The sequence below is a fragment of the Mycobacterium sp. 2YAF39 genome, assembly GCF_052114565.1.
Lineage (GTDB): Bacteria > Actinomycetota > Actinomycetes > Mycobacteriales > Mycobacteriaceae > Mycobacterium.
Genome location: NZ_JBFREZ010000005.1, coordinates 393,951 through 407,037, shown reverse-complemented (window position 1 = coordinate 407,037; position 13,087 = coordinate 393,951). Strand labels below are relative to the sequence as shown.

At 63.5% G+C, this 13,087-nt stretch carries 10 protein-coding genes; 9 read left to right on the top strand and 1 reads right to left on the bottom strand.

The window, feature by feature from the left end:
- Positions 1-422 precede the first annotated feature (422 nt).
- The 4 genes from AB4Z42_RS17390 to AB4Z42_RS17375 all read left to right on the top strand — a co-directional run bounded on the left by AB4Z42_RS17390 (position 423) and on the right by AB4Z42_RS17375 (position 5,783).
- The gene (locus AB4Z42_RS17390) at positions 423-1,970 is read left to right on the top strand and encodes a sugar transferase (protein ID WP_442010434.1); all 1,548 of its coding nucleotides are present in this window, start codon (positions 423-425) and stop codon (positions 1,968-1,970) included.
- Positions 1,971-2,051: 81 nt separating this feature from the next.
- Positions 2,052-3,230, top strand: coding sequence for a beta-ketoacyl synthase N-terminal-like domain-containing protein (locus tag AB4Z42_RS17385; protein WP_442010433.1), 1,179 nt, complete (start codon positions 2,052-2,054; stop codon positions 3,228-3,230).
- A complete protein-coding gene (locus AB4Z42_RS17380; RefSeq protein ID WP_442010432.1) occupies positions 3,227-4,474 on the top strand; it encodes a hypothetical protein in 1,248 nt (415 codons plus the stop codon). The genes AB4Z42_RS17385 and AB4Z42_RS17380 overlap by 4 nt, the downstream gene beginning before the upstream one ends.
- Position 4,475: 1 nt before the next feature.
- A complete protein-coding gene (locus AB4Z42_RS17375; protein ID WP_442010431.1) occupies positions 4,476-5,783 on the top strand; it encodes a hypothetical protein in 1,308 nt (435 codons plus the stop codon).
- A gap of 13 nt (positions 5,784-5,796) precedes the next feature.
- Here the strand turns inward: AB4Z42_RS17375 and AB4Z42_RS17370 are convergent, their stop codons facing one another.
- A complete protein-coding gene (locus AB4Z42_RS17370) occupies positions 5,797-6,438 on the bottom strand; it encodes an SGNH/GDSL hydrolase family protein (protein ID WP_442010430.1) in 642 nt (213 codons plus the stop codon).
- Between the two features lie 415 nt (positions 6,439-6,853).
- Here AB4Z42_RS17370 and AB4Z42_RS17365 point away from each other — a divergent pair, with 415 nt between their 5' ends.
- The 5 genes from AB4Z42_RS17365 to AB4Z42_RS17345 all read left to right on the top strand — a co-directional run bounded on the left by AB4Z42_RS17365 (position 6,854) and on the right by AB4Z42_RS17345 (position 13,069).
- The gene (locus AB4Z42_RS17365; protein ID WP_442010429.1) at positions 6,854-8,305 is read left to right on the top strand and encodes an oligosaccharide repeat unit polymerase; all 1,452 of its coding nucleotides are present in this window, start codon (positions 6,854-6,856) and stop codon (positions 8,303-8,305) included.
- A complete protein-coding gene (locus tag AB4Z42_RS17360) occupies positions 8,302-9,084 on the top strand; it encodes an SGNH/GDSL hydrolase family protein (protein ID WP_442010428.1) in 783 nt (260 codons plus the stop codon). The genes AB4Z42_RS17365 and AB4Z42_RS17360 overlap by 4 nt, the downstream gene beginning before the upstream one ends.
- Complete coding sequence (locus AB4Z42_RS17355) at positions 9,084-10,241, top strand: Wzz/FepE/Etk N-terminal domain-containing protein (protein ID WP_442010427.1); 1,158 nt, start codon at positions 9,084-9,086, stop codon at positions 10,239-10,241. Before AB4Z42_RS17360 ends, AB4Z42_RS17355 begins: the two co-directional genes overlap by 1 nt.
- Entirely contained in the window at positions 10,238-11,530 is a 1,293-nt protein-coding gene (locus AB4Z42_RS17350; protein ID WP_442010426.1) for a Wzz/FepE/Etk N-terminal domain-containing protein, read from the top strand. The genes AB4Z42_RS17355 and AB4Z42_RS17350 overlap by 4 nt, the downstream gene beginning before the upstream one ends.
- 87 nt (positions 11,531-11,617) lie before the next feature.
- The gene (locus AB4Z42_RS17345) at positions 11,618-13,069 is read left to right on the top strand and encodes a glycoside hydrolase family 71 protein (protein ID WP_442010425.1); all 1,452 of its coding nucleotides are present in this window, start codon (positions 11,618-11,620) and stop codon (positions 13,067-13,069) included.
- Positions 13,070-13,087: the final 18 nt, after the last annotated feature.

Genomic DNA, 13,087 nt, shown 5'->3' with positions numbered 1-13,087 from the left:
GGTGCTGGCAAGGAGGCTCCGCTGTCGGTAGCCTGTCCGAAATTGTGTTTGCTAAAACTGCGGCATATTGCACATTTTGTGCCAGTCACCACAACGCTTAATAACTTTGGTACCGATCATGAACCTGCCTATATCTACAGTTCAACACGCTAATTAACGTGTTCGTTCACAAGCTGGCAACAAGTTGTCGACACTCTAAAAACTGATCTTGACTGAGAAGTCTCATGAATAGCTTGTGCGGTTCCCGGTGTGGGTGATACCGTGCGGTCACAGCAAACAGTGGGCCGGGGAAGTCCTGCTACAGGAAAATCAGGATGCTTTGCTAAACCAGCATCTTCGTGTCGTATTTCGTCCGGGAGGGGCGCCGTGTTGAGAGAAGGTAGCGCTGGCTTAGGTCGGGCGCCCGAGTTCCGGGACGCCCGATGAGCAGCTCACTGGATTCGTTTGAAGTGGCGCCGGCACTCGGCGGCAAGGTCCATCTGGTCAGACCGGTTGAGCAGAGCGCACCGAGTGATGCGGTGGGGATGCCCACCGGTGTCTTCGCGCGATCGACGTGGCAGCGCAGGTACGCCGCCACTGTGCGTGTCAGCGATTTTTTCGTGGTGTCCGCCGCTGTGCTGCTCAGCCAATATGTCCGGTTCGGTCCGACCTGGACGCCGGCCGACTATCCGCCGTACTACGTCACGACGTACTCGGCGCTGTTCATCACCGCCTGGCTGTGCGCGCTGGCGGCATTCCGCACCAGATCCCCGCGGCTTATCGGCACCGGCGTGGAGGAGTATCGACGCGTCCTCACTGCCTCGCTGAGCACCTTCGGCGTCATCGCGATCGTTTCGCTGCTCCTCAAGCTCGACATCTCCCGTGGCTACCTCGCCCTGGCTCTGCCCGTCGGAGCGGTCGGATTGGTGCTTACCAGATGGGCGTGGCACCGCCAGATCATCAGCAAACGTGCCAAAGGACATTGTCAAACGGCGGTTCTCGCTTTCGGTGAGCTCGACGCGGTAGAACATCTGGTCGAGGAACTGATGCAGGATCCGACCGAGGGCTACCAGGTTGTCGGCATCGCCGTTCCGGGCCATGGTGTCTCGCGCGGCGAGCATGTCACGGTCAGTGGCCACGCGATCCCGATCGTGGGTGGCGAACCCGAATTGCTTCGCGCGATTCGGACCTACGGTGCCGACACGGTGGCCATCGCCGGGACCGAGCACTTCGGCGTGCGCGGAATCCGCAGACTGATATGGGATCTCGAGCCCATGGGCGTGGACCTCGTGGTCTCGACCGGGGTCATGGACGTCGCGCTGTCCAGGCTGGTGATGCGCCCCACCGCGGGGATCCCGCTGCTCCAGATCGAGGGACCGCAGTACCGAGGGTCGAAAAAATTCCAGAAGAGAGCATTCGACCTGTGCTTCGCACTCGCGGTGCTGGTCGTGACATCGCCAGTCCTTCTTGCGATCGCGATCGCCATCAAGCTGGACAGTAAAGGGTCGGTCTTCTACACATCGGAACGAATCGGCATCGACGGCCGGCCGTTCTCGATGGTGAAGTTCCGCACCATGGTCCAGGACGCCGATCGGCAGCTCGCGACCTTGCTGGCATCGAATGAGAGCGACGGGGTGCTCTTCAAGATGAAAGAGGATCCCCGGATCACAAGGGTCGGCTCGTTCTTGCGGCGGTACAGCCTTGACGAGCTGCCGCAGTTCATCAACGTGCTCTTCGACGACATGAGCGTCGTGGGGCCCCGCCCACCGCTGCGGCGCGAAGTCGAGGCCTATGACTGCGAGGTCTTGCGCAGGTTGCTCGTCAAACCGGGCGTCACCGGTCTGTGGCAGGTCAGCGGCCGTTCCGATCTGTCGTGGAACGCTGCCGTGCGACTCGATCTGTCCTATGTCGACAACTGGTCCATGATCGGCGACCTGCTGCTCATCGCCAAGACAGTCGGCGCGGTCGTGCAGAAGAAAGGCGCGTACTGACAGTGGCGCCGATGATCGACAATCTTCGGCTGGCTCAAGGCCTTCCGATCACCAACATTCAGTCTGACAAGGAGTAGTGCAATGGGGAATACAGTTTCAACGGGAGTGTCCTTCGCAGGGCTCGGGGCGGTAACCGGTTACGGCTGGGGCAAGGACGCGCTGTGGAGCGGCCTGATGAGCAGCAAGCCCGCCGCCCGGCTCACCCGGGTGGATGACGACGGCAGCGACGAGATGGGCTGGCTGGCACGCATTCCCGAGGGCGGCGACCCGGCCGACGGGGACGGCCTGTTCATCCGCTCCTACCTGTCGTCGTGCCGCGAGGCGATCGCGGACGCGCGTGGGCGGGGCTGGGTTCCTGGCAAGCGCGTCGGCGTGATCCGCGGTACCACCTTCGGTGACAGCTATGTCTTCCGCGACTTCTACCGGAATTACAACGGCAGCCGCCGCCAATTCGTCGGCGGCATCCTGACGTCGACGGCGATCTCGATGCTGATGAAGGAGAATGACTTTCACGGGCCGGCCACCGAGGTCAGCGCGACGTGCTCGACAGGCCTGGTCGCGCTCATCACCGCGAAGATGTGGATCGAGGCGGGCATGGTCGACGACGTCATCGTGTCGACGACCGACCTGTCATTCACACCCGAAATCCTTTCCGGATTCGTCAATCTCGGCGCGGCGGTCATCGACGACGAGCCGCTGGTCGCGTGCCGGCCGTTCCAGTCGGGGTCGCGAGGGTTCTCGCCCGGCGAGTCGGCGATCACGTTCGTGATGTCGAATCGCGTCGACGATCCGTACATGCAGCTGCTCGGCGGCGCCATGACGGCCGACGGCTACCACCCGACGGGGATGAACCCGTCCTTCGAAATGGTCAAGGAAAGCGTTGTCAGCGCGATGGCGAATGCCGGTGTCGATAGTTCCGACATTCGTTACCTCAACGCCCACGGCACCGGCACCGAACAATGCACCGCAGCCGAAGTGACAGTGCTCGACGATCTCTTCGACGGTGATCTGGACATCTATGCCCTCAAGCCGCTGGTCGGGCACTGCCTCACCTCGGCGGCCACGATCGAAATCGCAGGCGCGGCGCTCGCGCAACAGCACAAGACGATTCCCGCCGCTCCGGCAGTCTCGGAGCACCATCCCCGGCTGATCGACGGGCCGACCGCGATGAAAGACGGTCTGACGCTGAAACTCTCGATGGGCATGGGCGGATACAACACAGCAGCGATCCTCGGATCACGACACGAAGGCGAGGTATGACCGCAATGGTCTCGACGAACAAGGTCAAGGTCGGCTGGGCGGACGTCGCCTTCGCGGGCACCAGGACGTCACTGTTGGCAGGACCGTTGGACCACAAGGGCGAGGACTACGCGAAATCGGTGATCCGCGCGGTCGCGATGCGCGGTCCGTCCGCCCGTGTCGGCCTGATTCCGTCCGCGACCACCAACAAATGGTCCTTCGACCCGGACGCGTTCGCCCGAATCTGGACCATCGATACCCTTCCCGAAGCCGAGATGCTTCGGCACTACGAGGAGATCACTGCCGAGGCGTCGGTGGGAAATCACCCGATGGTGCTGGTGTTCTGCGGGGATTACCTGATGTTCAGTGCCGACCACGGTTTCGGCGATGCGACCGCGTGCCTGGAGCTGGCCGCGGTCGCCTCCGGTGCGGATGTCGCCGACTACCCGGTGTCCAACAACGACCGACCGCTGAAGGCCGCGGTCAACGCCGTCGTCTCGAAGTCGCCGAGCGACGCTCTGAAGTCTCTTCGTGCACAGCCGGCTTCCCCGTCGGAGAATGCACCCGGCACCCGTTCCTACCCTGAGGCGGATGTCCGCAACATCGTGAAGTCGTTCGTCCGCAGCGAACCGGGCACGTTCAACGTCATCCGGGCACTGCGCAAGGAGTCGTTCCCCGACGTCAGCATGAGCGCGGCCGTCTCGTTCCTGATCAGGCGTGCGTTCGCCGAACACGGTGTGCCTCTCACCGATGACCTCGGCGTGGTCGTCGACTTGCGGCGGTTCCTGCCGGAAGGCCAGGTCACCCTGGCGAATCTCCCCGGTATCGCGGAGGTCTCCGCGCGCGCGACGTGCACACTCGAAGAGTACGGAAAGGCATACAACGCAGCGGTTTCCACCCCGGCACCCGTGGTGCGGCTGGCGGCTTCCCTGTTGAAGAAGCGGATCCTGCCCACGAAGAAGGCGGCCGTGCAGTCGGCCGAGTACCCGGACGGGGCCAGGACGGTGTTCTCGGATCCCTCGCTTCATCCGGCGATGAAGAAGATCCGCTGGATCGACCGCGGCAACGGCTGCATGTACATCCTGATCAATGATCCCGGCGTTCCGCATCAGATTCCCATCACGACGATGTGGGACGCCCAAGGGCGGCTGAACATCACCGCCTCGTACTACTCGGGATCGTTCGACCGCGCTGTCATCGACTCGATACTCGAAGACGTTGCAGCTCAACCAACTCGATACCTCCAGTCGGCTGTCGTCACCTGACATGACCGAGAACGTGTTGGAGGACAAGGTTTTGGCGGACAACGCTCTGGCGGGCGGGGTCACCACGGCAACCCCGCCGAAGGGTCTGCTGCGGAAAGTCACTGGGCTGATATCGTCTCAGCCCCTGCTAGTCGCGCAGATGTTCATGAGCGCTTCCGGCGCCGGCGCGATGGTGATGGCCGCGGCGGCCATGCACGCCGACGCGTTCGTGCAGTTCTCGCTGCTCACCCTGATCACCGTCACACTCATCGGGGCTGTTCGGTCGGTGCTCTTTCAGCCCGCCCTCATCGAGATGCGGCAGAACAGCGACTCGCACATCCACGTCCGCGCGGCGGTCACCGCCGCCCTCATCGCATCGGGCATCTTCGCGATTTCGGCGTTCGCGCTCGGCGTTCGCCAACCGGGCTGGCTGGTGGTCCTGGCGCTCACCACTGTTCTGCCGATCCTGGCGGAATGGCTGCGGATTCGGGGGATGGCGCTGGACGAACGTGTGACAGTCGCGCGTGGTGACGCATTGCGTTTCGCCGCAACTCTTTTGGGTATTGCAGTTCTGTTCTTCAGCATCGATGCGTTGGTGTTCACACTCTTCATCAACCTGACGTACCTGACCACCATCGTTTACCTTGTGATGCGGTTGCCTGCAGTGTCGGCACACGTCTCTCCGCTCGCGTTCTGGCGCCCAGCGACGGCTCAGTTGGCAGATTTCTCGTTCGGGCAGGCGGTCTCGACGATTCCGCTGTTGGTGCTCGGCGGCTTCGGCCCGTCGGTGTACATCGGTGGGCTACGGCTGGCGCAGACTCTGCTCGGGCCACTGAACATGGTGCTCTCCGCTGCGGCCGTGAATCTCCTTGCTGACGGCGCGACCAAGGAATCCCATGCCGATCCCAAAGAACTGATCCGCCGTGGGCGGCGGCTGGCGCTGGGGCTCGGAATCCTCTCGCCGGCGCTGGTTCTCGTCCTCCTTGCGTTCTTGATGACCACCGGCTTCAGCTTCCGCGGCGTCGACAATCACTCACTGGTGGTCGGAGTGGCCCTCGTCGGCGCGCTTTTCACGACGTCCGGCCTGGGGCTCGTCGACACGTTTGTGGTGCGACTGCTCGGCCATCACGCAGGCCCTACCGTGGGTCGCATCCTCTTAGTCGTCGCGACGGGTGCGGCGTATGTGTGGGGCTACCACGTCGGTGGTACGGATTCGAGCCTGATCTACGGCTTCATCGCCGGCGCCATCGCCAATCCGTTGTTCTTCTCCGTGCCCGCCGCCGTGCTCTATCACCGCTACAAGACGGGATCCCTGGCCGCGACGTCGTGACGGTCCGGGGTCGTCATGCAGTCGTGGGCACCAGACCGTGCGAACGCAGCGACTGCTCCATACGCTCCGCAATGAGTCGGGCTCCGTCCGCGTTCGGGTGCACTTTGTCGGCGGACACCAGCGTTGCGACGTCGACGTTCTGGTACCAGCCTTCGGCGGTGGGATCGATCAACGTCGCGCCCACCTTCGATGCACTGTTCTCGAAGCGGTTCAGTACGTCCCGATATCCGTCGAACGGCTGCTCCTTGATGAAGGCCGGAACGACGACCACGATGTCGGCCGTCGGCCATTGAGCCCTGGCGCGGTCGAGGTATTCGGACACCTCACTGCCCACCTGATCGACCGGATAGCGGAGGTCGTTCCTGCCCGCATCGATCACGACGACCGAGGCGTCTGGGAACCTTTGTCCGTCGGCATCCAGTCTGTCGATCATTTTCGAGGTGTCTCCGTTGCCGGTGCCGTGGGCGTCGTTGACGAAGCCGGTGCCCCCCTGTCCGTCGACGGACAGCCGCATACCGGTGGCCTGCGCCAAAACCGCGGGATAGGACTGCCCGGGATCGGTCACGCCCGCACCCGCGACAAAGCTGTCACCGATCACCAGTAGAGACGGCGGGCTGTCCCGGTGCGCGACCTCTGCCTTGGTGTCGGTTTTCATGGCCGCGATGGCAAACGTGACGGCAAGCGACAAAACAAGCAACGCGACAAAAATTCGCAAGCGTTTCCTCGTCATCCCCTTGATCCCCTGTCCGTTTCGACGTTCTTCCGGTGCCCGCCGAGTGGTGCCACCGCTGATCCGTACGGGCTGTCGCACCGCGGACGAATCCCTGGTTCGACGTCAATATATGCACTATAAGGCCCAAAATACTTCAGCGCGATCCCGCCTATCGAACTGGGCGCCGCCTTGCCGGGACCTGTGAACATGCGGCGGATCTCTGCGGAGTGCATGAACTGGCCGTGCGCGAGATGTGCGGACCCGATTTATTTGCTAGGATCAGCGCTGGTTACTAAATTGTCTTCGGAGCCGCAGATCGCGTGCGTGATTCCGTCCAGTCGATGAGGGGATTTCTGGGGTGGCAGGTTCAGTCGGTCTGGTCTCCGACCGGAATGCGTCGGATGTAGCCGACGGCGGTGCCGTCGGTGTCTCCGGCGTCGACCGGCGACCGCTGTCCGCATGGCTCCTTGCCACCTGGGTCGCCATCGCGATGGTCGTTCTCGTTCCGGTGGGTCTCGTCTACTCGACGCCGTCCGACGGACAGCCGGTCTGGGCGGTGGCGTTGTCGGTGACGACGATTGCCGGCCTGCGGTACGCGTGGATCATCGCCGACGGGCAGCGCCGGCTGCACGAGATGTCGTTCTGGGTCTTTGTCTATGTATTCCTCGGGCTCGCGCCGTTGGTTCAATTGCGCACGGAGCAGAATCCGGGCACCACGCCACGCATCGATCCCGCGCTGAACCTGCCTGCGATGGTGGTGGTGCTGGTCGGCATCGCCGCGTTCTGCCTAGGTCTGGCCGTATCCATGCCACGGCGTACGCGGTCGAGTGGCTGGACTTTGTCGGACGGGCCGAACCTGGCGCGCACGGTGACGCTGGCATTGTTCGCCCTCTTGGTCGACGCATACTTCATCTCCAAAGTCGGCGTGGGGACCCTGCTTTCGAGCCGCGGTGAATTCCTGGCAGCGGTGGACGGAATCTGGGCTGAGAGAGCCATCGCGGCACTCATCAGTGCTGTGACCACAATGTCGCTCCTCGTGGCCTTCATCGCTCTTGTGAATCTCGTCCGGCGCCAGCAGACACGGGAATGGCCGCTGATCGCGTTGACAGTGGCTGTCGGGCTGGCCCTGGTGATCACGGTCAATCCGTTGAGCAGCGCGCGCTACGTGTTCGGGACGGTCGCGCTCGCGATGGCGGCCACCTTCGGATTGTTTGCCACTGCCAAGCGGTTCCGGGTCATCGCCATCCTGTGGGTGGTGGTCCTGATCGTCGCGTTCCCGTTGGCCGATGCGTTCCGGTACTCCTCGACGGCCGAATTCAAGTCCGGCTCGGTGGTCGAATCGCTGACCTCTCCCGACTTCGACGCCTTCGCTCAGATCAACAACACGCTTCTGTACGTCGAAAATCACGGCATCACGAACGGCAACCAGGCTGCCGGCGTGCTGTTGTTCTGGGTGCCCAGAAGGTTCTGGCAGGAGAAGCCGAGCGATACCGGCATTCTGCTGTCGGAGAGTCGCAGGTACACCTTCTCGAACCTGTCGGCGCCGATATGGTCTGAGCTGTTCATCAACGGCGGCTGGGTCGCATTGGTGCTCGGAATGGCCGGTTTGGGCTGGCTGGTACGTACGCGTGACACGAGCATCGAAGCCAGTCTTCAGCGCGCCCGAGCGCCCGGAATCATCGACTGTGTCCTGCCCTTCTACCTGATGATTCTGCTCAGAGGCTCACTGCTGCAGGCGATGTCATACCTCATCGTCATCGTCGGGTCGACCATCTTCGTCAGCAGCTGGAAGCGGGTGTCGTCCCGATGAACCGGCTGCAGAAGCTGACCCTGGCTCCCGCCAGCTCACGTTCGTTGCGCGCGGTCTGCGCTTGTTGCCTCGTCGCTGCGCTCTGCCTGGGTTCGTTCCTGTTGTGGCGCTCATCCAGTGACCACGCGGCAAGTGTCACGGCCGCCAGTGGGCAGCAGCCGCCTGCTTCGATGGAACTCGCCCGCCGTCCTTCTCTTCTCGTCGTCGGCGACGACTACGCGTCCGGCTATGGCGGTGTCCCGAGAAACGCCTACCCCTACATCCTGTGCAATACGGTGGGCGTGAACTGCAACGTCGACGCTCAGACCGGCACCGGCCTGGTGAACGACGGGCGGACGTACGCGCCCGGCATGCATCGGCTGATCGATCGCCTGGCGACCGACTACGAGCGGTACAACGTCGATATCGTCGTCGTCGATGCGGGGCGCAACGATCTGCAGGCACCCCTGACTTCGCTGAGCAGCACGCTTGATCGGTACCTGACGCGCGTCGGCCAGTTATGGCCCGATGCAAAGGTTGTCGTGCTCGCGCCTGCGCAGCTGACCAACGAGCAGGCGCCCGACTACCCGCTGCGCATCGCGGCGATGAGCGACGTCGTCGCCCGCCACCGCGGGATCCTCATCGATCCTGCGGCAGACGGCTGGTACAACGACGTCGACCTCTCGACCATCAGGGCCGAGGACGGGATGCACCCCTCGCCTCTGGGGCACCAGTTGATCGCACGCAAACTCGCCGAAGCTCTCCAACGGTACGGAATCATTGAAACGGATGTGGGTTGATGGATTTTCGACGGTATCTCGATTTCCTGCGCAGCCAATGGGAATGGATCGCAATCGCCACCGTTGCCGGAGGCGTGATCGCGATGAGCATCGCGTTGTCGGCCACTCCGAAGTACGCCGCCACCGCCGAACTGTTCCTCGCGACCCCGGGGTACAGCAGCGTCGCCTCGACCGACAACGCTGACAACAGTCCTTTCCAGGCCGACGCGTTCTCACAACAGCGTGCACGCAGCTACGTGGAGCTGGCGGCAAGGCCTGATCTGGCACAGCGGGTGGTAGACAAGCTTCAGCTCGCCATGAGCCCTGCGGATCTGGCCGCTGGGATTTCGGCGAGGGTCCGGCCCGACACCGTGCTTATCGCGGTGACGGTCAAAGCCTCCTCGCCCGTTGATGCGCAGAACCTGGCCAACGCGGTCACCGTCGCATTCGCCGACGACATCCGGCGGCTCGAAACCCCTGCCGGGATGCGGATTCCCAACGTGGACCCCGTGATAACGCAGCTTGCCGAGGCGCCGAGCGAGCCGAGCGACCCCAACATCGCCGTATACGTGTTGCTGGGGATATCCCTGGGGTTCCTCGCCGGGGTCACGGGTGTCGCCCTGTTCCGCCGCCGGCGGGTGATCACCGACGCGCGAATGGTCGAACAGGCCGGTGGGTTGCCCGTGCTCGCAGTGCTGGGCGGTGAGGGCGGTGACCGGGAACAGGAATGGAATCTGGCCGCGCTGGCGATAGAACGCGCTCTGCCCGGTGAACGGCCCGCCTATATCGCCGTGACCGCCGCGGACGGGGACGTCGGCGAATCAGCGGCGGCGGTCGGTGAGTTGACGTCGGCGATGACGCGGCGCGGATCGTTGGTCGCTTCGGTGGACACCGCCGCCGAGCTGCGCCGATCGGCCGACATCATCGTGATCGATGCCTCGAACATGCTGGGGCGCAGCGACGCTGCCGAGGCGGACAAGGGGCTGGGCGGCGCGATCGCTCATGCCGTCGTGATCGTGGTGAGCGGGCAGGTTCGGGAGAACGAACTACGCGCGGCACTCGATCGACTGAAATCGCAGCAGATCTCGATCCTCGGCGCCGTGTTCACGCCGGGAATCCGCTCCGCCAAGAGCGGTGTTCTACAACTCATTTCGTCTAATAGGAGGACCGCCGAATGAATTGGCGACAGATCACACGACGTACATTGCCCCTGGTCGCCGGCGCGGTGGTGGGGTTGGGCGCATCGCTTGCGATCAGCTCTGCACTTCCGCAGACCTATGAGGCGAGTTCACGACTGTTTCTCGGGTCTCCGGCGAGCGCCGACTCGGCCGGTGCCTACAACGGAGACCTGTTCTCCCAACAGAGAGCGGCGACCTACGCCCAGTTGGTGAGTTCTCGAGACCTTGCAGTCAAGGTCGTCGACGATCTCGGACTGTCGGTGTCGCCGGACACGCTCGCAACGCAGGTCACCGGTGCTCAGGTGCCGAAGACGGTGTTGATGGAGATCTCGGCGACGGACTCGTCTGCACAGGGCGCGGCGAATCTTGCAGACGCCTACGCCGACAACCTCGTTGCCTACATCGCGAGACTGGAGACCCCCACAGACTCCAATCAGCCGAGCTCCGTCGTGACGGTTGTCCAGAAGGCCGAAGTGGCGAGCTCACCGGTATCGCCGAACTATGTGTTGAACGCCCTGCTCGGCCTTGCGGCAGGGATCTTGGTGGCGATGCTGGCGATGTGGCTGGTCCACAAGCTGGACAGGACCGTCCGAAGCGAAGACCAGCTCGCCGATGCCACCGGCGTACCGGTGCTCGGCACGTTGCCTCGTGACACGGCCCGCCTGAAGGCCCCCATGGACAACACCGCCGATGCCGCGACGCCCTATGCCGAAGCGATACGGCGGTTACGCACCAATTTCCTGTATTCGGAACGGGATTCGAATGCGGCAACGGTGGCCTTCACGTCACCGCGATCGGCGAAGTCGACCACCGCGACGATGACGAACCTTGCCATTGCTCTGGACAGCATCGATCACCGTCCGGTGATCATCGACGCCGGCCTGCGCGAATCGCGCGTGGCACAGTACCTCGGCGACAACTCGGACAAGGGGCTTTCCGAGGTGCTGTCGGGTGATGTCGCCATCGAGGATGCGGTCTACCAGCTGCCCCAAACCGACGTGCGCGTGGTGTTCGCGGGCAGCCCAAGAGGTGCCTCGAGCGACCTGCTCGCTTCCAAGGAGATGACGAAAACTCTTGGCTCCCTTGCGCAGTCGTTCGACCACATTTTCCTCGACACGCCCGGCGTGCTCGATGCGACCGATGCGGCCGTCGTCGGACTCGCGTGTGATGAGGTCGTCCTGGTTGCGATTGCCGGGAAGACCCGGATCGACGAGCTCGCCCAGGCAAAGGACGCGCTGAGCAACGTAGGGGTCCGGGTTGTCGGCGCGGTTCTCGCCGAGGCGCGGTAGTTACAGGTGCCGCCAAGCCATGCACGTCGCTCCCGTACAGCCGACCCGCGCCGACGACGGCTGCGTATCGCTGGCCGGGTCAGCGTGGTGGCGACGCTGCTCACCCTGCTCATTGTCACCTCAGTGGCGAGCCCCGCGGTGAACGGGCAACGGGGCGAGGGCATCCGGGCGGCCGCACCGCCTGGACAGACCGGGAAGGGAAGCCGGCTGGTCTTCGCGCATTACTTCCCGCCGTTTCCCATTTCGCTGGACAATCTCGACCCTGCCGTCGACTACTACTCGGCCAACTACCTCAATCCCGACGGCTTGAACGGCCAGTATTCCGAAGTCGGAGGCATGCTTCGCGATCGGCCGATGCCTCGTGCGCCGCGGTCGGAGGCCAACTGGCGCGAGTTGGACCTGATGCAGGAGGTCACGCAGGCGTCCGAGGCGGGCATCGATGGCTTCAGCGTGGACATCCTGACGCCGGCAGCGAGCCAGAACTGGGTGTCCGACGTGCCGGCGATGCTGCTGCGCGCTGCCCAATCGGTCGATCCGAACTTCAAGATCATGTTGATGCCCGATATGCACGGTGAACTGAAATATCTGACGCCTGCCCAGCTCGCCGACGAGATGGCCGCCCTGGCAGCGAGTCCGGCGGCGTTCCGGCTCCAGGACGGTCGAATCGTGGTGTCGCCCTTCTACGCTGAGAACTGGTCACCGGAGATGTGGCGGTCGTTCATCGACGAGATGAAAGGCAAGCACGGATTGGGCGTCGCGCTGGTGCCGGTATTTCTCGAAGCCCGTCTGGACCTGATCGACGCCTTCCATGACTTCTCGTACGGAATGTCGGCATGGGGCGGCCGCAACCCCGCCTTCAACCCCGTGACCGGATTCCCGCTGGCTCCCGTCACGCGGGCGCGTGCGCTGAATCTGATATGGATGCAGCCGATTTCGATGCAGGACTACCGTCCGGTCCAGAAGATCTACGACGAGGCCGAGAACACGACGAACCTGCGGAACACCTGGCAGATCGCGATCAACGGCGACGCGGACTGGGTGCAGCTGATCACGTGGAACGACTTTGGTGAAGGCACGGCGTTCGCGCCGTCGGTCCAGCACGGGACGGCGCTGTTGGAGCTCAACGCATACCTCATCGCGGTGTTCAAGACCGGACAACCACCTCCGGCCGCCGTCGATCGAGTCTTCCTCACTCATCGAACTCAGTTGGTCGGCAACGATTCCTATCCGAAGCAGAAGGCGGTGGCGGCATTGCGTGCGGGAAGTGTGCCCGGCCGAGACAGCGTGGAGGCGGTGAGCATCCTGACTGCTCCGGCCACCGTGACCATCGACGTCGGTGACAAGCAGACGTCCTGCGACGGCGAAGTCGGCATCAACACGTGTGTGGCGACCATCGGAACGATCGACGGACCTGACGCCGAAGTCAGCGTTCAGGTGTCCCGGAACGGACACTCTGTGCTGGACTTCGTTTCTCCGCGCCGGATCACCACGACACCGGCTGTGCAAGACCTGACCTACACCATGTCCGAAGCGGGCTGAGGCCGTGACTGAGCGCTT

Bases quoted from the DNA above. Each gene is read 5' to 3' on its own strand.
- AB4Z42_RS17390 (WP_442010434.1), top strand. From the start codon at position 423: ATGAGCAGCTCACTGGATTCGTTTGAAGTGGCGCCGGCACTCGGCGGC.
- AB4Z42_RS17385 (WP_442010433.1), top strand. From the start codon at position 2,052: ATGGGGAATACAGTTTCAACGGGAGTGTCCTTCGCAGGGCTCGGGGCG.
- AB4Z42_RS17380 (WP_442010432.1), top strand. From the start codon at position 3,227: ATGACCGCAATGGTCTCGACGAACAAGGTCAAGGTCGGCTGGGCGGAC.
- AB4Z42_RS17375 (WP_442010431.1), top strand. From the start codon at position 4,476: ATGACCGAGAACGTGTTGGAGGACAAGGTTTTGGCGGACAACGCTCTG.
- AB4Z42_RS17370 (WP_442010430.1), bottom strand. From the start codon at position 6,438: ATGAAAACCGACACCAAGGCAGAGGTCGCGCACCGGGACAGCCCGCCG.
- AB4Z42_RS17360 (WP_442010428.1), top strand. From the start codon at position 8,302: ATGAACCGGCTGCAGAAGCTGACCCTGGCTCCCGCCAGCTCACGTTCG.
- AB4Z42_RS17355 (WP_442010427.1), top strand. From the start codon at position 9,084: ATGGATTTTCGACGGTATCTCGATTTCCTGCGCAGCCAATGGGAATGG.
- AB4Z42_RS17350 (WP_442010426.1), top strand. From the start codon at position 10,238: ATGAATTGGCGACAGATCACACGACGTACATTGCCCCTGGTCGCCGGC.